Origin of the sequence: Bradyrhizobium sp. AZCC 1588 (genome assembly GCF_036924735.1) — a bacterium.
Lineage (GTDB): Bacteria > Pseudomonadota > Alphaproteobacteria > Rhizobiales > Xanthobacteraceae > Bradyrhizobium.
This window is the reverse complement of record NZ_JAZHSC010000001.1, coordinates 4609080-4627876: the sequence shown is the minus strand read 5'-3', so window position 1 is coordinate 4627876 and position 18797 is coordinate 4609080. Positions and strand designations below refer to the sequence as shown.

The 18797-nt window shown below is 62.6% G+C and carries 16 protein-coding genes and 1 pseudogene; 4 read left to right on the top strand and 13 right to left on the bottom strand.

Annotated elements, in window-relative coordinates:
- The 6 genes from V1277_RS21770 to V1277_RS21745 all read right to left on the bottom strand — a co-directional run bounded on the left by V1277_RS21770 (window position 1) and on the right by V1277_RS21745 (window position 6057).
- The gene (locus V1277_RS21770; RefSeq protein WP_334369965.1) at window positions 1-807 is read right to left on the bottom strand and encodes a carbohydrate ABC transporter permease; all 807 of its coding nucleotides are present in this window, start codon (window positions 805-807) and stop codon (window positions 1-3) included.
- A complete protein-coding gene (locus V1277_RS21765) occupies window positions 807-1709 on the bottom strand; it encodes a carbohydrate ABC transporter permease (protein WP_065743369.1) in 903 nt (300 codons plus the stop codon). Before V1277_RS21765 ends, V1277_RS21770 begins: the two co-directional genes overlap by 1 nt.
- Window positions 1709-2794 (bottom strand): ABC transporter ATP-binding protein, encoded by a 1086-nt coding sequence (locus V1277_RS21760; protein WP_334418044.1) that lies wholly within the window; start codon window positions 2792-2794, stop codon window positions 1709-1711. Before V1277_RS21760 ends, V1277_RS21765 begins: the two co-directional genes overlap by 1 nt.
- Window positions 2795-2806: 12 nt before the next feature.
- Complete coding sequence (locus V1277_RS21755; protein WP_334418043.1) at window positions 2807-3943, bottom strand: ABC transporter ATP-binding protein; 1137 nt, start codon at window positions 3941-3943, stop codon at window positions 2807-2809.
- Complete coding sequence (glpD, locus tag V1277_RS21750; RefSeq protein ID WP_334418042.1) at window positions 3940-5484, bottom strand: glycerol-3-phosphate dehydrogenase; 1545 nt, start codon at window positions 5482-5484, stop codon at window positions 3940-3942. The genes V1277_RS21755 and glpD overlap by 4 nt, the downstream gene beginning before the upstream one ends.
- 189 nt (window positions 5485-5673) lie before the next feature.
- Complete coding sequence (locus V1277_RS21745; RefSeq protein ID WP_334418041.1) at window positions 5674-6057, bottom strand: RidA family protein; 384 nt, start codon at window positions 6055-6057, stop codon at window positions 5674-5676.
- A 111-nt stretch (window positions 6058-6168) separates the two neighbouring features.
- On the opposite strand from V1277_RS21745, the gene V1277_RS21740 reads away from it, so the two are divergent.
- Complete coding sequence (locus V1277_RS21740; protein ID WP_334418040.1) at window positions 6169-6777, top strand: LysR family transcriptional regulator; 609 nt, start codon at window positions 6169-6171, stop codon at window positions 6775-6777.
- Window positions 6778-6784: 7 nt separating this feature from the next.
- On the opposite strand, the gene V1277_RS21735 is transcribed toward V1277_RS21740, so the two are convergent.
- On the bottom strand, window positions 6785-7615 hold the full coding sequence (locus V1277_RS21735; protein WP_334418039.1) for a DeoR/GlpR family DNA-binding transcription regulator: 831 nt from the start codon (window positions 7613-7615) through the stop codon (window positions 6785-6787).
- A 234-nt stretch (window positions 7616-7849) separates the two neighbouring features.
- Here V1277_RS21735 and V1277_RS21730 point away from each other — a divergent pair, with 234 nt between their 5' ends.
- The gene (locus V1277_RS21730; RefSeq protein WP_334418038.1) at window positions 7850-8293 is read left to right on the top strand and encodes a nuclear transport factor 2 family protein; all 444 of its coding nucleotides are present in this window, start codon (window positions 7850-7852) and stop codon (window positions 8291-8293) included.
- Between the two features lie 24 nt (window positions 8294-8317).
- Here the strand turns inward: V1277_RS21730 and V1277_RS21725 are convergent, their stop codons facing one another.
- Window positions 8318-8506: a hypothetical protein gene (locus tag V1277_RS21725; RefSeq protein ID WP_334369974.1), complete on the bottom strand. Its 189-nt coding sequence runs from the start codon at window positions 8504-8506 to the stop codon at window positions 8318-8320.
- Between the two features lie 144 nt (window positions 8507-8650).
- Between V1277_RS21725 and V1277_RS21720 the strand changes: the two are divergent.
- A pseudogene (locus V1277_RS21720) lies at window positions 8651-8950 on the top strand (glycine zipper domain-containing protein); the annotation flags it as partial.
- Window positions 8951-9088: 138 nt separating this feature from the next.
- Here the strand turns inward: V1277_RS21720 and V1277_RS21715 are convergent.
- From V1277_RS21715 to V1277_RS21695, 5 genes are all read right to left on the bottom strand, one after another.
- Complete coding sequence (locus tag V1277_RS21715; protein WP_141686447.1) at window positions 9089-9439, bottom strand: acyl-CoA thioesterase; 351 nt, start codon at window positions 9437-9439, stop codon at window positions 9089-9091.
- Between the two features lie 74 nt (window positions 9440-9513).
- Entirely contained in the window at window positions 9514-11610 is a 2097-nt protein-coding gene (locus V1277_RS21710; protein ID WP_334418037.1) for a 3-hydroxyacyl-CoA dehydrogenase NAD-binding domain-containing protein, read from the bottom strand.
- A gap of 2 nt (window positions 11611-11612) precedes the next feature.
- Entirely contained in the window at window positions 11613-12896 is a 1284-nt protein-coding gene (locus V1277_RS21705; RefSeq protein ID WP_334418036.1) for an acetyl-CoA C-acetyltransferase, read from the bottom strand.
- Window positions 12896-15163 carry an acyl-CoA dehydrogenase gene (locus V1277_RS21700; protein ID WP_334418035.1) on the bottom strand — a complete coding sequence of 756 codons (2268 nt, stop codon included), beginning with the start codon at window positions 15161-15163 and terminating at the stop codon, window positions 12896-12898. The genes V1277_RS21705 and V1277_RS21700 overlap by 1 nt, the downstream gene beginning before the upstream one ends.
- A 787-nt stretch (window positions 15164-15950) precedes the next feature.
- Entirely contained in the window at window positions 15951-17189 is a 1239-nt protein-coding gene (locus V1277_RS21695) for an SMP-30/gluconolactonase/LRE family protein (protein ID WP_334418034.1), read from the bottom strand.
- 378 nt (window positions 17190-17567) lie between these two features.
- On the opposite strand from V1277_RS21695, the gene V1277_RS21690 reads away from it, so the two are divergent.
- Window positions 17568-18782: a serine hydrolase domain-containing protein gene (locus V1277_RS21690; RefSeq protein WP_334420425.1), complete on the top strand. Its 1215-nt coding sequence runs from the start codon at window positions 17568-17570 to the stop codon at window positions 18780-18782.
- The last annotated feature ends 15 nt before the right edge of the window (window positions 18783-18797 follow it).

The window sequence follows — 18797 nt, the reverse complement described above, 5'->3', positions numbered from 1 at the left end:
CTACACCCTGCCCAGCGCGAAACCGCGCGCGATGTAGTTGCGGACGAACCAGATCACCAGGGCGCCGGGGATGATGGTGAGCACGCCGGCCGCAGCCAGCAGGCCCCAATCCATGCCGGCGGCCGAGACCGTGCGGGTCATGATCGCCGAGATCGGCTTGGCGTTGACCGACGTCAACGTGCGCGCCAGCAGCAGTTCGACCCAGGAGAACATGAAGCAGAAGAACGCGGCGACGCCGATGCCGCTCGCGATCAGCGGCACCAGGATCTTGACGAAGAAGCGCGGGAACGAATAGCCGTCGAGGAATGCGGTCTCGTCGATCTCGCGCGGCACGCCCGAGACGAAGCCTTCGAGAATCCAGACTGCCAGCGGCACGTTGAAGATGCAGTGCGCCAGCGCGACCGCCCATGGCGTATCGAACAGGTTGATCGCCGAGTAGAGATTGAAGAACGGCAGCGCGAACACCGCGGCCGGCGCCATGCGGTTCGACAACAGCCAGAAGAACAGATGCTTGTCGCCGAGAAAGCGATAGCGCGAGAAGCCGTAGGCAGCCGGCAGCGCCACCGCGATCGAGATCACCGTGTTGATGATCACGTATGTCAGCGAGTTGATGTAGCCGGAATACCAGCTCTCATCGGTGAAGATGCGCCTGTAGTTCTCCAGCGTCGGCTGGTGCGGCCAAAGCGTCATCGTGGTGACGATCTCGGCATTGGTCTTGAAGCTCATGTTGACGAGCCAGTAGATCGGCAACAGCAGGAAAATCAGAAACAGCGAGATGATGAGGCGGCGGCCGGGGATCGAATGCATCACGCGCCTCCCTGCTTGGCGGGACGCTCGGCCCCGGCATTGGTCATGACGGTGTAGAACACCCAGCACACGATCAGGATGATCAAATTGTAGACGAGCGAGAGAGCGGCAGCCTTGCCGAGGTCGAATTGCCCGAGCGCGATCTTGACCAACTCGATCGAAACGAAGGTGGTCGAGTTGCCCGGACCGCCACCGGTCACGACGAACGGCTCGGTATAGATCATAAAACTGTCCATGAAGCGCAGCAGCACGGCGATCAGCAGCACGCGGTTCATCTTCGGCAATTGGATCGCCTTGAACACCGCCCAGCGCGAGGCGCCGTCGATCTGAGCCGCCTGGTAATACGCGTCCGGGATCGACTTCAGCCCGGCATAGCACAGCAGGGCGACGAGGCTGGTCCAGTGCCACACGTCCATGACGATGACGGTCGCCCAGGCATCGAACTCGTTGGAGACGTAATTGTAGTCGAAGCCGAGGCTGTTGAGCGTATAGCCGAGCAGGCCGATATCGGGCCGACCGAAAATCTGCCAGATCGTGCCGACCACGTTCCACGGAATGAGCAGCGGCAGCGCCAGGATGACCAGGCATACGGCAACCGTCCAGCCCTCGCGCGGCATCGACAGCGCCACAACGATGCCGAGCGGCACCTCGATCGCCAGGATGATGGCCGAGAACAACAGATTGCGGCCGAGCGAGGCCAGGAAGCGTCCGCCGAGATCGGTCGAGGGATCGAGCAACTCCTTGAACCAGCCAACACCATTCCAGAAGAACTGGTTGTTACCGAACGTGTCCTGCATCGAATAGTTCACGACCGTCATCAGCGGCAGAATCGCGGAGAACGCGACCACCGCGAATACCGGCAGCACCAGGAACCAGGCTTTCTGGTTGACGATCTTGTCCATCAGGCAACCCCCTCGACCAGACGGCTGTCGGCATAGACGTGAACATGAGCGGGATCGAACACCAGTCCGACCATGTTGTCGGGCACGGAGAATCCCGGCGGCACGCGCGCGGCAAACTTGGCGTCGCCGATACGAACGCGGGCGAAGCGGGCGCGACCGAGATCGTCGATCCGTTCGATCGTGGCCGATAACAGCCCGGATGCGGGAGCGGCGATATTGACGAACTCCGGCCGCACGCCGATTTCGATCTTCGCACCCGCCGGCAGCACGCCGTAGTTTCGATGCAGACCGATGATGTGGCCGTCGATGCGCGCCTCGTGCCCGCTCACGACAGCCGGCACGATGTTCATGCCGGGTGAGCCGATGAAGTAACCCACGAATGTATGCGCGGGCTTGTCGAACAGTTCGGCCGGCGTGCCGCTCTGCACCACGCGGCCGTCATGCATGACCACCACCGTATCGGCAAAAGTCAGCGCCTCGGTCTGGTCATGGGTGACGTAGATCATCGTGAGATCGAGCTCACGGTGCAGCGCCTTCAACTTCGAGCGCAACTGCCACTTCAATTCAGGATCGATCACCGTCAGCGGCTCATCGAACAGCACCGCCGCGACGTCGGAACGGACCAGGCCGCGGCCGAGCGAAATCTTCTGCTTGGCGTCCGCGGTCAGGCGCGTCGCCTTGCGGTCGAGATAGAACGTCAGATCGAGGAGATCGGCGATCTGCCTCACCCGCGCCTCGACCTCGGCCTTCGGCACGCCGCGGTTCTGCAGCGGGAATGCGAGGTTCTGCCCGACCGTCATGGTGTCGTAGATCACCGGAAACTGGAAAACCTGCGCGATATTGCGCTTCTGGGTTGACAGCGGCGTGATATCGGCGCCGTCGAACAGGATTTTTCCGCGCGACGGCGTGACGATGCCGGAGATCAGATTGAGCAACGTGGTCTTGCCGCAGCCGGAGGGGCCGAGCAGCGCGTAGGCCCCGCCCTGCCGCCAGGTCATGGTCACCGGCTTCAACGCAAAAGATTCGGGCGCAGCGTCATTGCCGCCGTAGGAATGCGCGAGATCGACGAGGTCAATGCGGGCCATATCGCATCTCCCTCACATGCTCTTATTTGTTGACGCGTTTTCAAGCGAACCGCCACGCATTTCGCTTGAAAACGCGATGGCTGGCGCTGCGACCAGGCGATCGGCGGCGTCGAACACGAAGACATTGTCGGGATCGAGCACGGCATCGAGCGTCTGGCCGGGCTCATATTCATGCACGCCCGGCAGCACCGCAACCCAGTTGGAAGCGTCGCGGTTGAGATGCACGAAACTTTCCGAGCCGGTGATCTCGGTTACGGTGACGGTAGCGTGAAACGCGTGGCGGCCGGCGATGCCGTTCGCCACTTCGAGCTGGTGGGCGCGGAAGCCGACGCGGTAGGGGCCATCGGAAAGCTGTGCATAGAGCCCGATGGCCGGCGCCTGGATGCCACCGGCATATGCAACCTGCCCGTTCTTCTTCTCGATACCGACGATGTTGAGCGGCGGATCTGAAAATACCTGTGCGACCCGCAGCGTATCGGGACGGCGATAGACTTGCGATGTATTGCCGGCCTGAAGCACCTGGCCTTCCCACATGCACACCGTGTTGCCGCCGAGCAGCAGCGCTTCCGAGGGTTCGGTGGTGGCATAGACGAAGATTGCGCCCGACGCCTCGAAGATACGCGGCAGTTCGGTGCGCAGCTCCTCGCGGAGCTTGTAATCGAGATTGGCGAGTGGCTCATCGAGCAGCACGAGGTCGGCGCCCTTGACCAGCGCACGCGCGATCGCGGTGCGCTGCTGCTGGCCGCCGGAAAGCTGCAGCGGCGTGCGCTTCAGATAGGGCTCGAGCCGCAAGAGTTTCGCGGCCTCCTGCACGCGCCGGTCAATCTCCTCGCGGGGCCTGCCCTGCACCCGCAAGGGCGAGGCGATGTTCTCGTACACCGTCAGCGAGGGATAATTGATGAACTGCTGATAGACCATCGCAACCGAGCGCTGCCGCACATCGGCGCCAGTGACGTCGTTGCCGTCCACCAGCACGCGACCGGTTGACGGCTTGTCGAGACCGGCGAGCAGCCGCATGATCGAGGTCTTGCCCGACAACGTCGGCCCGAGCAGCACGCTCAGCGTGCCGCGCTCGAGCGTCAACGAGACGTCGCGAATGGTCGCCATGCCATCCACGGTTCGCGTGACATGTTCGAGCGTGACGCTCATGTCCGCCCTCCCGCTTCGCGCAAGGCACGTTCACCGGAGGCGCTGTTGGCCTTGATCCATTCGTCAAGCACGGCGATTTCATCGGCCGACAGTCGCAAGCCGAGTTTAGACCTTCGCCACACCACGTCTTCGGCGCTGCAAGCCCACTCGGTCGAAATCAGGTACCGGACCTCGCTTTCGGTCAAGGTAGCTCCAAACGCCTGGCCTAGATCGGCCAATGATTTCGCATTGCCGAGCAATTTTGTCGCACGCGTGCCATAGGCATGCGCGAGCCGGTTGGCATGCGCCGGGTTAAGGAACGGATACTTCCGCATCAGTTCCGCCGTCAGCGCAGCGACCGCCGAAACATCCAGGTCGCCGCCGGGCAGCGGCGCTTTGCCGGTCCAGCCTTCTTTCGCTTTGTCGCTGCGCAAGTGGGGCGCGAGCCGCTCCAGCGCCTCTTCGGCGAGGCGACGATAGGTCGTGATCTTACCACCATAGATCGATAGCAACGGCGCACCGCCGGGCGTATCGAGTTCGAACACGTAATCGCGGGTCGCGGCTTTGGCCTCGCTGGCGCCGTCATCATAGAGCGGGCGGACGCCGGAATAAGTCCACACGACGTCGGTGGGCAGCACCGGCTTTTTCAGGTACTCGCTGGCGGAGGCGCAGAGATATTGAATCTCCTCAGGGCTGGCTTTCACCTTGGCCGGGTCGCCGTCGTAGTCGCGATCAGTGGTGCCGATCAGCGTAAAGTCGTCCTGGTAGGGGATGACGAAGATGATGCGGCCGTCGGCATTCTGGAAGATGTAGGCGCGGTCGTGCTCATAGAGCTTGCGCACCACGATGTGGGAGCCCTGCACCAGCCGCACCTTTGCTCGCGCGTTGACGCCTGAACCCGACGACAGCACCTGCTCCACCCACGGGCCGCCGGCATTGACCAGCGCGCGCGCCTGGATGGTGGTGCGCTCGCCACTGATGGCCTTCTCGACGGTGACGTGCCAGATGCCGTTCACCTGCCTGATCTCGACCGCGCGGGAGCGGGTGTGAATTTCGGCGCCGCGATCGGCCGCATCCCGCGCCGTTAGCACCACCAGGCGTGCGTCATCGACGAAGCAGTCGGAATATTCGAAGCCTTTTCTGTAGCGGTTGGCGATCAAGGGTTTTCCCACCTCGTCATGGACGAGATCGACCGAGCGCGTCGGCGGCAGCAGATGACGGCCGCCGATGTGGTCGTACAGGAACAACCCTAACCTGAGCAGCCAGGCCGGCCGCAAGCCAGCGTGGTGCGGCAAAACGAAACGCAAAGGCCTGATAATGTGGGGCGCGATCTGCCAAAGGATTTCGCGCTCGATCAGCGCCTCGCGGACCAGGCGGAACTCGTAATATTCGAGATAGCGCAGCCCGCCGTGCACGAGTTTAGTCGACCAGGACGACGTTCCACTCGCCAAGTCATTCATTTCACAAAGGAAAACGGAATTGCCTCGGCCCGCCGCGTCGCGCGCGATGCCGCAGCCGTTGATGCCGCCTCCGATAATGGCGAGGTCGAATATCCGATCCAACGAAACGCTTCCCCGGCGATCGCCTCTTCGCTTCGGCGATTTTGCTTTCGGATGGGAGTTAATCACAAAGAAAAACGAAAGCAAGTCGAAAGCGGGGAACCGGATCTCCTACTTGAGGCTAGGTTCAGGCTTAGCCGCACAGCTCCGTACCACGGGCTCCAGACCGCGGCGCATTGGTCTCGGTATCAGTCAGCCCGCAGCCACGGCCTCGACTTCGAGAAGCCACGCCTCGTGGAAGATTCCAGCGATAACCACCGTCAGCGCTGTTTCCCGTCCACCAAGTACCTCGTTTCGCACGGAGCGATTGAGGATGGCGTAGCGCCGGTCGGCAAGGTAGGTCCGGTGCATGACCAGATTGTCGAGGGTCATGCCGGCTGCCTTGAGCTGAGCCTCGACGCTTCGCCAGGCGAGCCTGCACTGCGCTTCAAAGCCCTCAGGTACATTGCCATCGATGCCGAGCGGGATCTGGCCACTTACAAAAAGCAGACGGGTGTGACCGCTGACCTCTAGCGCCTGGCTGTAGCCAGTCGTCGGCACGGGTACTGTTTCGGCATTGATGCGTCGGATGTGCATTAGGTTTCTCCTGTCCTCGAAACACCTCGTGCACCGCTGCACTCGTCACGCACAAACCATTTTTCCTGGACAGTTGAGTCAGATTTTCTAATCTGCGCGCGCCTAACGCCTATGGATGGAATCCTGGTGAGCTACAGACTGCCTCCGCTCAACGGACTGCGAGCCTTCGAGGCTGCCGGTCGTCATCTCAGCTTCAAACTGGCTGCGCAGGAGCTTTCGGTAACGCCGGGCGCTGTCAGCCAGCAGATCAAGCATCTGGAGCAGATCTTGGGAGTTCCGCTGTTTCAGCGCATGCCCCGCGGCCTCACCCTCACCGGCCATGGCGAGGCCATGCTGCCCGCCATCAGCGATGCCTTCGAGCGCATGTCGGCGGCCGCGGATGCTGTCGCGCGCACGTTGCCGACAAAGGCGTTGCGGCTTGGTGTCTCTCCGAACTTGACGGACGACCCGCATGGCTTGTTGGCGAAACTGGCGAACACAGATCAGGCGCCGGACTATGTTATGATAACCTCGACCGATGATGTCGCGAACCTGCTGAGTGGCGCGCTGGATGCGATTCTGCGTCCGGGACCGGGCCCATACCCGGGAATGCATGCGGAGGTGCTGAACCTGCACCAGGCATTCTCGCCCCATGCGCAGGCTTCTCTTGTCGTGTGGCCTGGCCTCGCCAAGTGTCGTGAGTTCCTGAAAACGAGATCGCTGCTCGGCTCGCTCGGATAATCGCGCGCTACTTCAGCCGCACCACGGTCGAAGCCGGCTCGCCGCTGGAATCATCGATATCCCCCGCCGGCTTCTCCATCGCCTGGACCACCTCGATGCCGCGGTGGCTGCAGATACTGGCAAGACCCGCCGGCAACGGCGCGTCAGTCACAAAGGTCTGGATCTGGCTGAGATGGGCGATGCGCACCGGCGCGCTGCGGCGTAGTTTTGTGGAGTCCGCGACCAGCATGACGCTGCGGGCGTTGGCGATGATCGCTTGCGCGGCCTGCACTTCGCGATAGTCGAAGTCCAAGAGCGCGCCCTCCTCGTCGATCGCGGAAGCCCCGATGATGGCGTAGTCGACCTTGAACTGGCCGATCAGGCTGATCGCGGTCGAGCCGATCACCGCGCCGTCAGCGCGACGCACCGCGCCGCCCGCCACGATCACCTCGATCCGCGGATGCCGGTACAAAAGCATCGCGACATTGAGGTTGTTGGTGATCACCAGCAAATCCTCATGCGAGGTCAGCGCGCTCGCAACTTCTTCCGTCGTGGTGCCGATGTTGATGAACAGCGAGCAGCCGTTCGGAATCCGCGATGCAGCGGCCACGCCGATCGCCCGCTTTTCCTCTGCCGCCACGAAGCGCCGCGCCTCATAGGCGAGGTTCTCCACGCCGGAAGCGATAATGGCGCCGCCATGGATGCGTGTCAGCGAGCGCTGGTCGCAAAGGTCGTTGAGATCTTTTCGGATGGTCTGCGCCGAAACCTCGAACCGCTTGGCGAGGTCTTCCACCATCACCCGGCCAAAGGCGCGGGCGATGTTGAGGATTTCGGTCTGGCGATGGGATAATCCGGCCACGGCTGGCACCCTTACAATATAGACTCGGGGCACAAAGTTGCCGTTATGGTGCGGCTGATTGGGGCCGCGGTCAACGAGGGAGATCGGCCGCGGAGGCGTTTGGCAGGGCGAAACCACGAATCCTGGTTAAGGCGACCGCGCCGAAGCCAGCGAGCCGCGTCATGCGCGGCCGCTCGACAAAGCAATTTGTGGCTGCAACACTGTGATCACAACCAGAAAAGAATGGAGGAAACCATGAAGATCGATCGCCGTCAGCTCGCCTTGCCTGTACTCGCACTGGGTCTCATGAGCGTGGTTCCCGCTTTTGCCGGCGCGGACGAGGATGCCATCGCGAAGAATGTCGAAGCCTTCCGTGCAGCGCAGGCGGCCGGCAATGCCGAGGGGATCGCCCCGCTCTGCGCGGAAGAACTCAGCTACAGCCACTCCAGCGGATCTGTCGACGACAAGGCGGCATTGCTGGCGGGCGTCAAGAATGCGAAATACAAATGGACCTCGCTTGAATACAAGAACCCCACCATCCGCGTCGTCGGCTCGGCGGCCATCGTGCGCTTCAACTTCGTCGGCGAGCAGGAGTTCACCGACGGCAAGAAGACGCCGCAGAACCTGCACATCCTGATGAACTGGCAGAAGCAAGGCTCGGACTGGAAGCTGCTGTCGCGGTCGGCCACCAAGCTCTGATCGCCGGCAGACCGGCGCTGGCGGTTACGCCGCCAGCGTCATCTCGCTGACGAGACGGTAGGCCGCACGCTCGGCCTCGCGCGCGTTGCGAAATATCTGTCCTTCCAACTGGTTGAAACGGTGCGAGGCGGCGAAGAACTGATAGCCGCCGGGAGCGCGCACGATAATCCCTGCCGGCTGCGAACCGACTTCGATGATGTAGGTGTCCGACATGGCCCAGCCTCAGATTTATTCCGGGCCTACAACGGGTTGCGCGGGCAATTGTTCCTGCTTCCGCCGTTGCGCCGCAAGGCCAACCTATGCCAAAGCTGGTCGCGGAACACGCTGGCGAATCGTTCAAATGGCTGGAGAACTGACATGATGCCGAAATTCGCGCTCTCGATGCTGGTCGCCCTTGCGGCTTGCGCACCGCTCCAGGAGGCGGCGGCGCAGGAAAGCACGCTGGGCGGCGCGCTGTTCGGCGGCGCGGCGGGCGCCATTGTCGGCGGCGCGCTCGGCGGCGGCCGCGGTGCGGCTGTTGGCGCCATCGTCGGGGCGACGACGGGTGCTGCGATCGGTGCCCAGGGCGAGCCGCGGCCCGGCGGCTATCGCTGGTATCAGGGCGGCTGCTACGTGGAGCAGCCTGACGGCTGGGTCGCAGTTTCGCCGCGTTACTGCGGCGTCCAGGCGCAATACGCCCCGCCGCCGCCCCGGTACTATGATGACACGCCGCGCTGCATGCGCTCGCAGACCTATGATCCGCGCCGCGGTACCTTCATCGGCCGTGACGGCTATGAGCGTCCCTGCCCGTAATCGCTAGGTCTTGATCACGCCGTCCGGACTGACCGGCTGCGGACGGCCGTTGTCGTCGATCGAGACGTAGGTGAAGTTGCCGTCGGTCACCAGGATCTGTTGCAACTCTTTGCGGCGCACGACCCAGGCTTCGAGATGCACCGTGATCGAGGTGCGCCCCACCCGCACCAGATTGGCGTAAACTGAAACGAGGTCGCCGACATAGACGGCCTTGCGGAAATTCATCGCCTCGATCGCGACCGTCACCGTGCGCGACTTGGCGATCTTAGAAGCGAACACGCCGCCGCCGATATCCATCTGGCTCAAGAGCCAGCCGCCGAAGATGTCGCCATTGGCGTTGGTGTCGGCCGGCATCGCCAGCGTGCGAATGCAGAGATCACCGCGGGTCTCGGTCTCGGTCGAGACCGGCGCGTGCAGACGTGGTTCATTCACTTGAAATTCTCCCAACCGGCATCCGGCGTAAATCTTCCGCCGAATTTTTCCGTAAGCGCCCGCAGCGTCGAGACCACGTTCTCCACCCCTCGGGTTCGCGCATAGTTCAGGGGACCGCCGCGGAATGGCGCGTAGCCGGTTCCGAAGATGACGGCGCCGTCGACCACGTCGGCATCGTCGACGATGCCTTCGCGCAAGCAGGCGACACAGACATTCGACATCGGCAGGATCAGCCTGTCGATCATTTCCGCCGAGGGTTCCGATGTCGCGGGCAGGCCGGATGAGGTATCGGCCTTGCCGCCCTTCCAGGTGTAAAAGCCTTTGCCCGACTTACGGCCGAGTTCGCCTCTGGCAACCTTCTCACGCAACCAGGCTGGCGTCGGCGGAAGCGCGTCACCGAACTTCGAGCGCAGCATGTCGCCGACGTCCAGACAGATATCGAGGCCAACCTGGTCGGCGAGTTCGATCGGCCCCATCGGCATGCCGAACTTTTTCGCGGCGGTGTCGATGACTGTCTTATCGATCTTCTCATCCAGCATCAGCATCGCTTCCAGCATGTAGGGAGTCAGCGCACGGTTGACGAGGAAGCCGGGCGACGATTTTACGGGCAGCGGCAGGCGGTCGATGGCGCCGACGAAGGCGAGCGCTTCCCTCAAGAGTTGCGCGTCGGTGCCGTCATGGCTGACGACCTCGACGAGTTGCAGCCGCGACACCGGGTTGAAGAAGTGCAGCCCCAGCAGCCGCTCGGGCTTTTGCAGCGTGGTGCGCAGGTCCTGCAGCGGAATGCTCGACGTGTTGGTGGCAAGAATCGCGCCGGGCTTCATCTTCGGTTCGAGGTCGGCATAGACCTTCTGCTTCAGCTCCAGCTTTTCCGGCACCGCCTCGATGATGAGATCGGCGTTGCGGACGCCCTCGGCCTGCATGTCCGGCATCAGCCGGTCCAGCGCATCGCGCACGGCAGTCCGCTTGCGCAGGATCTTGCCGTAGAGATCGGCGGCGCGCTTGATTGCGCCTGCGATCGGCTCCGGCTTCATGTCGGCGAGAGTCACCCGCAAATCCTGTCCGGCGCACCAGGCGGCGATGTCGCCACCCATGGCGCCGGCGCCGATGACGTGAACATGCTCGATCCTGTTGCCGCTGCCGGCGAGCTTCTTCATCTGCTCGCGCAGGAAGAACACGCGGATCAGGTTCTGCGCGGTCGGCGTCACCATCAGTCTGGCGAAAGACGCTTTCTCCGCATTCAGCATCGCCCGCCGGTCGCCGCCGTGCTTTTCCCAGAGATCGATCAGCGCATAGGGCGCGGGATAATGCTCCTCGCGCGCCGCCTTGCCGGCCTCGCGGCGCATGCGCGAGGCGAGGAAGCCCCGGGCGAAGCCAAGGCTGAGCAGATTATTCAGCAGCCCGGGCTTCGCGCGGTTCAAGCGGCCGGACACGGCATCCTTCACGGCATTCAAGACATGCCGCTCCTGCGTCACGGCATCGACCAGCCCGAGCGATTTTGCGCGGCGGGCATCGATGGTCTTGCCGGTCAGCATCAGCGGCATCGCCTGCATCGGATTGACGAGCTGCGTGAAGCGCACGGTGCCGCCGAGACCGGGGTGCAGGCCGAGCATCACCTCGGGGAAGCCAAACCGCGCGTCCTCGATCGCGATCCGCATCTGACAGGCCAGCGCCACTTCGAGGCCGCCGCCCAGGCAGAAGCCGTGGATCACGGCCACGCTCGGAATCCGCAAGGCTTCGAGCCGATCGATCACCGCATGCGCGCGGCCGATCTCGGCCTCGACGGCGGCCGCATCAGAGGCGCCGCGAAACGCGTTGACGTCAGCGCCGGCGATGAAGCCGGATTTCTTGGCGGAGCGAATGACGAGACCGGTAGGCCGCGCAGTTTCCAGCTCGGACAAGATCTTGCTGAGCTCCTCGATCAGATCGGCGGACAGCGTGTTGGCGCTGGTGCCTTCGCGATCGAACAAGAGCCAGGCGACGCCGTCGCCATCGCGGGTCAGCCTGAAATTCTTATACGGGCTCTCAGCGTCAGGCTTCGGCCCGAGTTCGAACACGCGATCGCCGAGAACGTTCATGATCTGGCTATCCATGCTCACACCGTCTCTATCAACATCGCGCCGCCCTGCCCGCCGCCGATACATTCGGTGGCAATGCCGCGCCTGGTGCCCAATCGCTTCATGGCGTTGACCAAATGCAGCACGATGCGGTTGCCGCTGCAGCCTACGGGATGGCCGAGGCTGATCGCGCCGCCATCGACGTTCAACTTTGTCTGATCGAGCTCGCCCGCCGCGCCGTCGAGGCCGAGAATCTCCTTGCAGAATTTTTCGTCGTTCCAGGCGGCGAGACAGCCCAGCACCTGCGTCGCAAACGCCTCGTTCAATTCCCAGCTCTCGATATCCGAAAGCGTCAGCTTGTTGCGCTTGAGAAGCTCCGTCGCCGACAGCACCGGCCCCAGGCCCATGATGCCGGGATCGAGCGCCGACCACTGGCTGTCGAGGATGACCGCCTTCGGCGTCAGGCCGTGCTTGGCGACGGCCTCTTCGGAAGCCAGGATCACCCAGGACGCGCCGTCGGTGATCTGCGAGGAATTGCCGGCGGTGACCTTACCCCAGGGGCGCTCGAACACCGGCTTCAGCTTTGCCAAGCTCTCCGGTGTCGAGTCCGGCCGCACGCCGTCGTCGTAATCGTAGAACTTTCCGTCGCGCGCGAACGCGGTTTCGACCTCGCCCTTGAGCCAACCTTGCGACTGCGCGTTTGCGAGCCGCTTGTGGCTTTCGGCGGCATAGGCATCCGACTGCGCGCGGGTGATGCCGAAGAGATGGCCGACCACCTCGGCGGTCTGACCCATATTGAGTTCGGTGATGGGATCGGTCAGGCCGCGCTCAAGCCCGATGATCGGCTTGAAATAGCCGGGCTTCACTTTCAGCGCCGCCATGATCTTCGCACCGATGCCTTTTGCCCCTGCAAGCCCTGCGAACCAGCGCACGCCCTGTTGCGGCCAGACCAGCGGGGCATGGCTTAGCGCTTCGGCGCCGCCCGCCAGGATCAGGTCGGAGACGCCCTCGCGGATGTAACGATAGCCCGTGTCGATCGACTGCATGCCGGAGCCGCAATTGATCTGCACCGTGAAGGCGACCATCTTCTCGCCCATGCCGAGCCGCAGCGCGGCGACACGGGCCGGATTCATCTCGTCGGCGATGACGTTGACGCAGCCGAGGATGACTTGATCAAAGGCGGTTGGTGCGAATGGCTGCCGCGCCAGAAGCGGCCGCCCGCATTGAACGGCGAGATCAACCGGCGTGAAGGGCCCCGGGCCGGAGCGCGCTTTCAGGAACGGCGTCCGGCTGCCGTCTACGATAAAGACTGGTCGCGCCATCAGCTTGCCGCCCTCTGTTCACCCAGTTCCTGGAAGAACTGATGCACGTCGGCCCCCTTGCTGTAAATCGGCGACAACGCCTCGGGCGCGAAATCGTCGACCTCGATCACCTTGGCAACGGCTTCATGTGCAGCCTGCAGCTTCTCGCCCTGGGCCTGAGTGATGACACCCTTTTTCACCGCCTCTTTCCAGTCATGCAGCCGCGCGGCGCGCATCTGCCTTGCGACGTCGTCCGCAGCCGCCACCAGCCGGAACGCCTTCTCCAGCCGGGCGATGCCGCCATCATCATCGACGGCCGACAGATCGGAGGTGAGCCGGTCGCGCGCGGCCGATGGCTCCAGCACGAGCTGCGCGCATTGATGCACGATGTGGTCGGAGGGGCCGAGCACGCGCGCACCGAGCGGCTGGATCAGGAATTTCAGGATCACCGCCACGAACCGGTTCGGCAGATTGGCCAGAATTTCCGCAAAACGGTTCTCGATGGTGCGAAAGCCCGTCGCCATGCACCATTCGAGCGCTGCGAAATCGGCTTGCTGCCGTCCCTCGTCCTGCCAGCGTTTCAGCGCGGCGGACAGCAGATAGAGTTCGGACAGAATGTCGCCGAACCGGGCCGAGAGCATTTCCCTGCGTTTGAGCGCGCCGCCAAGCGTCAACAGCGCCATGTCGGCGCACAGCGCGAACGCCGACGAGTAGCGGGAGAGCTGGCGGTAGAACCGCGTCGCCTCGCCGGCATCGGGCGCTGGCGCAAACAGGCCGAAGGTCCAGCACCTAGCCCAGGCACGGAACATGGTCTTGAAGCTGTGGCCGACATGACTCCAGAATGCCTTGTCGAAGGCTTCCAAGCCCTTAGGCCGATCGGCTTCACCCAACGCATTCATTTCGTCGAGCAGGAAAGGATGCGCGCGGATCGCACCTTGCCCGAACACGATGAGATTTCGCGTGAGGATATTGGCGCCTTCAACGGTGATGCCAACCGGCACCGCGCGATAGAGGCTGCCCATGTAGTTCTGCGGGCCGTCGATCACGGCCTTGCCGCCATGGATATCCATGGCGTCGTCGATCACGATTCGCATCCGCTCGGTGGCGTGCAGCTTCATGATGCCGGAGATGACGGCGGGATGATGCCCCTGGTTCAGCGCGGCGCAGGTCAGCCGCCGCGCGGCATCGAGCAGATAGGCGGTTCCGGCGATGCGCGCGAGCGGCTCCTCGATGCCTTCGAACTTGCCGATGGAAATGCCGAACTGCTCGCGGATGCGAGCATAGGCGCCGGTGGTGCGCGCCGCATACGCCGCCCCCGCGGCCGACAGCGACGGCAGCGAGATGCCGCGGCCGGCAGCCAGCGCGGTCATCAGCATCTTCCAGCCCTGCCCGAGCCGCTCCTGCCCGCCGATGATGTAATCCATCGGGATGAAGACATCGCGACCCCAGTTTGGGCCGTTCTGGAACATCTGCATCGCCGGCAGATGGCGGCGGCCGATCTCGACGCCGGGCAGATGGGTCGGGATCAGGGCTACGGTAATGCCGAGCTCTTCCTGCTGACCCACGAGATGATCGGGATCATAGGCCTTGAACGCGAGGCCGAGCAGCGTCGCGACGGGACCGAGCGTGATGTAGCGCTTGTGCCAGTTCAGGCGCAGGCCGAGCACTTCCTTGCCTTCGAAACTGCCCTTGCAGATGATCCCGGTGTCGATCATCGAAGCCGCGTCAGAGCCGGCTTCCGGGCTGGTCAGGCCGAAGCAAGGAATGTCGGCGCCTTCGGCGAGCCGCGGCAGCCATCTATCCTGCTGCTCCTTGGTACCGAAGCGCATCAACAACTCGCCGGGGCCGAGCGAATTCGGCACCATCACGGTGACGGCCGCGGTCAGTGAGCGCGACGAAAGCTTTCGCACCACTTCCGAATGCGCATAGGGCGAGAAGCCGAGCCCACCAAACTCCTTCGGAATGATCATGCCGAAGAACTTGTGGCGCTTGATGAAGGACCACGCCTCCGGCGGCAGGTCGCGCCATTCCCAATTGATCTTCCACTCGTCGAGCATGGCGCAAAGTTCGTCGACGGGACCGTTGAGAAAGGCCTGTTCTTCTTCGGTCAGCGTCGCCGGCGCGACAGCCAGCAATTTCGACCAGTCGGGATTGCCGGTGAAGAGATCGGCATCCCACCAGACGTCGCCCGCCTCCAGCGCCTCACGCTCGGTATCGGACATCGCGGGCATAGCTCTGCGCGCGAAGGCGAAGATCGGTTTGCTGATGAAATCGCGGCGGAAGCTCATGGCGACCTCCTCATGATCGAGGCGCGACGTCTCGCCTCACCTATACCAAACATGGGTTCATCCTAGCTGAAAAGCACGGGTTTCGGAGACGCTTCGCATCGGGAAATGAAGCGAAACTGAACTTGGAGATAACGGCGGAGGCCCGGGCCCGTTCCCAAAATGCCTGCATTGTCCAGCGTTTAGAGACCGGCAACGTTGCCGGACGGATGCCGCTCCGGAGTGCCCACCGGTCTCAACCGCGAGCATACCGGTGTTATGAATCACGCTTGCTGCGGCGTCGCTCATTGGGGACGAACACGGCAAATACTTCCCTGACGCGAACGGCAGGCGTGACATCGCGGGTAAAGCGAAGCTCCGCGGTCGCTCGGGTTTCTGCCACGCGAGGCGCGTAAAGCGCGCTCCCGTACAGCGATCCATCGAAGCGCAAATTGCTTTCGTCGTCGGTGAGGTAAGCGTTCGAAACAAACAGGAATACGAGCAGTGTCGATCCTACGACGGTAAAATATTTGAATATGGGCATTGGTGGACGGGCCTCCCTTCTTGCGAAGAAGAGTGGACCGTTCGCAATAAACGCTCAGTTTAAGCGTGCCCAACTTTCGCCGGAGCGGTTGGTTGGCGGTTGCGAATTTATGACGAATTTTAATGAAATCGCCTTCTTCGTCATTCCGGGGCTCGCGAAGCGAGAGCCCGGAATCCATCCCGACACGGGTAATGCGGCCCAATGGATTCCGGGTCTGCGCCCATGCGGGCGCATCCCGGAATGACCCAGCGGCGAGGCAAACCCAAGCTAACCCGGACCGGCACCCTGCGTTGCCGTGTACACGGCGTAGAGCGACTGGCTCGCGGCCATGAACAGGCGGTTGCGCTTGGGGCCGCCAAAGCAGATGTTGCCGCACACTTCGGGCAAACGGATGCGGCCGATCAGCTTGCCCTCCGGGGACCATACTGTCACGCCGCTGTAGCCGACGGCGCGGCCGGCATTGCTGGAGCACCAGACATTGCCGTTGACGTCGCAGCGTACGCCGTCCGGTCCGCACTTCACGCCGTCGACCATGAAATCGCTGAACCGCTTGTGGTTGGTCAACTTGTTATCGGTGCCGACGTCGAACACGAACATGTCGCCCTTGCCGCCCGGACCGGTGTCGCCCGGCCCCTTACCGGTAGAGGCGACATACAGCTTCTTGTAGTCGGGCGAGAAGCAGAGGCCGTTGGGATCGGGCACCTGTTCCTCGGTCACGACGAGGTCGACGCGGCCGGACGGATCGATGCGATAGCAGTTGGTCGGCAGTTCGCGCTTGCCCGGCACGAAGCCTGCCGGCTGGCCGATCCGCGGATTGAGCTTGCCAGCAGAATTGCTCGGCCCACCCGCGACGTCAGGCTCACCCTCATAGAGCATGCCACCATAGGGCGGATCGGTGAACCAGTAGCTGCCGTCCGGATGCGCGACGACATCGTTCGGCGAGTTCAGCTTCTTGCCGTTATAGGAGTCAGCCAGCACGGTTGCGGTGCCGTCATGCTCATAGCGCACGACGCGCCGGGCGAGATGCTCGCAGGAAAGCTGTCGTCCCTGGAAATCGAACGAGTTGCCGTTACTGTTGTTGGACGGCGTACGGAAGACGCTGACGTGACCGTCATCCTCCGACCATCGCATCTGCCTGTTATTGGGAATGTCGCTCCACAGGAGATAGCGCCCCTGCGCGCTCCAGGCGGGGCCTTCGGCCCACAACAGGCCGGTGTAGAGGCGCTTGATCGCCGTATTGGGCTGGGCGAGATTGTTGAAGGATGGATCGACGGCGATGATGTCGGGGTCCCAGAAATAGGTGGTGGGGGCACCGCGCGGACTGAAATCGCGCGGCGGGCTGGTGACTGTTGACGGGGGCGCCACAGGACCGGTCTGGGCCAATGCGCTGCCGGCCCCTGCGACGGTAGCACCGGCGCATACCGCCAAACCCTGGACAAGCGTTCGTCGTGAAATCGCGACTTCTGGATCATGCTGTGGTGAATCGCGCCGCTCCTGGCGTGTCATCGCATCCTCCCAATCTGTTCGCCGGCCGTTGATCCGGCCTGGCAACTTGAGGTTAGTCCGGTCCGTGCCCGGTTGCGAGAGCTGCTTTTGATTTCAGCCCCGGTTCAAGCTTGCAGCCGAAAATGGCATCAACTCGTCCAATGCATGTCTGTCAGGAGGCTCCACCCATCATCGCGCTTGGGGGCAATTGCCCACGTGGCGACAAGGTGCGCAACATGCTAGTCATTCGACAGTTGGTCGAATTCTCCGGCAAATCAGTCGGTCCGCAGGGCGCAGATCAAAATGAAGACGCCGACCCGGCAGATATTGCATTGCACCGCTGGATCTCGCGGCAAGCGACTTTTTGCTGCGGCCTTGTCATTGGCAATCTGGACGGACATGGCAGCAGCCGACCAAGCGGCCAAAGTCCCCGCGTCGTCGCCGAGCAAGCTCGAACGTATCACCGAATTTTTCAACAACGAAGTTGCAACAGGGCGGTTGCCGGGCGCCGTCGTATTGATTCAGCAACACGGCAGGCCGGTCTATCTGAAATGTTTCGGCGTTCAGGACGTCGAGACCAAGGCTCCGATGACATCAGATACGATCTTTGCGCTTCATTCGATGACGAAGCCGATCACCAGTGTCGCGGCGATGATGCTGATCGATGCAGGCAAGCTCTCGCCCGCCGATCCCGCGTCCAAATTCATTCCGGGGTTTGCTGACGCGAAGGTACTTGTCGATTCTGACCCTCTTGACGGCAAGAACGTTTTAACGCTTGTCCCGGCAGATCGGCCGGTGACCATTATGGATCTACTACGCCATACGTCGGGCATCACGTACGATTACATCGGCGGCAAGCTGATCATGAAGGCCTATTCGGAATCGGGCCTTTTCGATGGGCGTTACACCAACAAGGTGTTTGCCGATCGCATCGCCAGATTGCCCCTGGCACGACAACCCGGCACGCTTTGGCGTTACGGACATTCAACCGACGTCCTCGGACGCATCATCGAGATCGTATCCGGACAGACACTCTATCAGTTTGAAAAGCAGCACATCTTCGATCCGCTTGGCATGACCAGCACGAAATTCGTGCTGGAAAGTGCCGACGAACGCGCGCGGATGGCGGAGCCGCTGCCAAGCGATACCATCCTGAAACTTTCGGAGGCTGAACGCCGTGCCCATCCGGAATGGGAATCCGGCGGCGGCGGGTTGCTCTCGACGCTGAACGACTATGCCCGTTTTGCCCAGATGATCCTCAACGGCGGGCAACTCGATGGCAAACGGTACCTCAGCCCGGCCGCATTCAAGTCGATGACGTCAGACCATATCGGGCCTGGCTCCGGCGTCGCGCGGGATTATTACTACTTTCCCGGAGATGGCTTTGGCTACGGCTATGGTTTTGCCGTGCGCACCGATCCGGGAAATGCCAAGCCGCCGCCGCCAGGTTCGATCGGAGAACTCAAATGGGATAGCGGCAGCGGCACTTATTTCGGTGTCGACCCGAAGCTGGACATGATCTACATCCTGCTGGAGCAGACCCAGAACGAACGTGGACGCATCACACCCGCGTTCAGAAAACTGGTTTACGACGCGTTTGCCACGGACGAATGATCCGGTGGTAGCCGC

What these genes read in the sequence shown, in the direction of transcription:
- V1277_RS21770 (WP_334369965.1), bottom strand. Translation starts at nt 807, where the DNA reads ATGCATTCGATCCCCGGCCGCCGCCTCATCATCTCGCTGTTTCTGATT.
- V1277_RS21765 (WP_065743369.1), bottom strand. Translation starts at nt 1,709, where the DNA reads ATGGACAAGATCGTCAACCAGAAAGCCTGGTTCCTGGTGCTGCCGGTA.
- V1277_RS21760 (WP_334418044.1), bottom strand. Translation starts at nt 2,794, where the DNA reads ATGGCCCGCATTGACCTCGTCGATCTCGCGCATTCCTACGGCGGCAAT.
- V1277_RS21755 (WP_334418043.1), bottom strand. Translation starts at nt 3,943, where the DNA reads ATGAGCGTCACGCTCGAACATGTCACGCGAACCGTGGATGGCATGGCG.
- V1277_RS21745 (WP_334418041.1), bottom strand. Translation starts at nt 6,057, where the DNA reads ATGCACATCCGACGCATCAATGCCGAAACAGTACCCGTGCCGACGACT.
- V1277_RS21740 (WP_334418040.1), top strand. Translation starts at nt 6,169, where the DNA reads ATGGATGGAATCCTGGTGAGCTACAGACTGCCTCCGCTCAACGGACTG.
- V1277_RS21730 (WP_334418038.1), top strand. Translation starts at nt 7,850, where the DNA reads ATGAAGATCGATCGCCGTCAGCTCGCCTTGCCTGTACTCGCACTGGGT.
- V1277_RS21725 (WP_334369974.1), bottom strand. Translation starts at nt 8,506, where the DNA reads ATGTCGGACACCTACATCATCGAAGTCGGTTCGCAGCCGGCAGGGATT.
- V1277_RS21715 (WP_141686447.1), bottom strand. Translation starts at nt 9,439, where the DNA reads ATGCCGGCCGACACCAACGCCAATGGCGACATCTTCGGCGGCTGGCTC.
- V1277_RS21710 (WP_334418037.1), bottom strand. Translation starts at nt 11,610, where the DNA reads ATGGATAGCCAGATCATGAACGTTCTCGGCGATCGCGTGTTCGAACTC.
- V1277_RS21705 (WP_334418036.1), bottom strand. Translation starts at nt 12,896, where the DNA reads ATGGCGCGACCAGTCTTTATCGTAGACGGCAGCCGGACGCCGTTCCTG.
- V1277_RS21700 (WP_334418035.1), bottom strand. Translation starts at nt 15,163, where the DNA reads ATGAGCTTCCGCCGCGATTTCATCAGCAAACCGATCTTCGCCTTCGCG.
- V1277_RS21695 (WP_334418034.1), bottom strand. Translation starts at nt 17,189, where the DNA reads ATGACACGCCAGGAGCGGCGCGATTCACCACAGCATGATCCAGAAGTC.
- V1277_RS21690 (WP_334420425.1), top strand. Translation starts at nt 17,568, where the DNA reads ATGGCAGCAGCCGACCAAGCGGCCAAAGTCCCCGCGTCGTCGCCGAGC.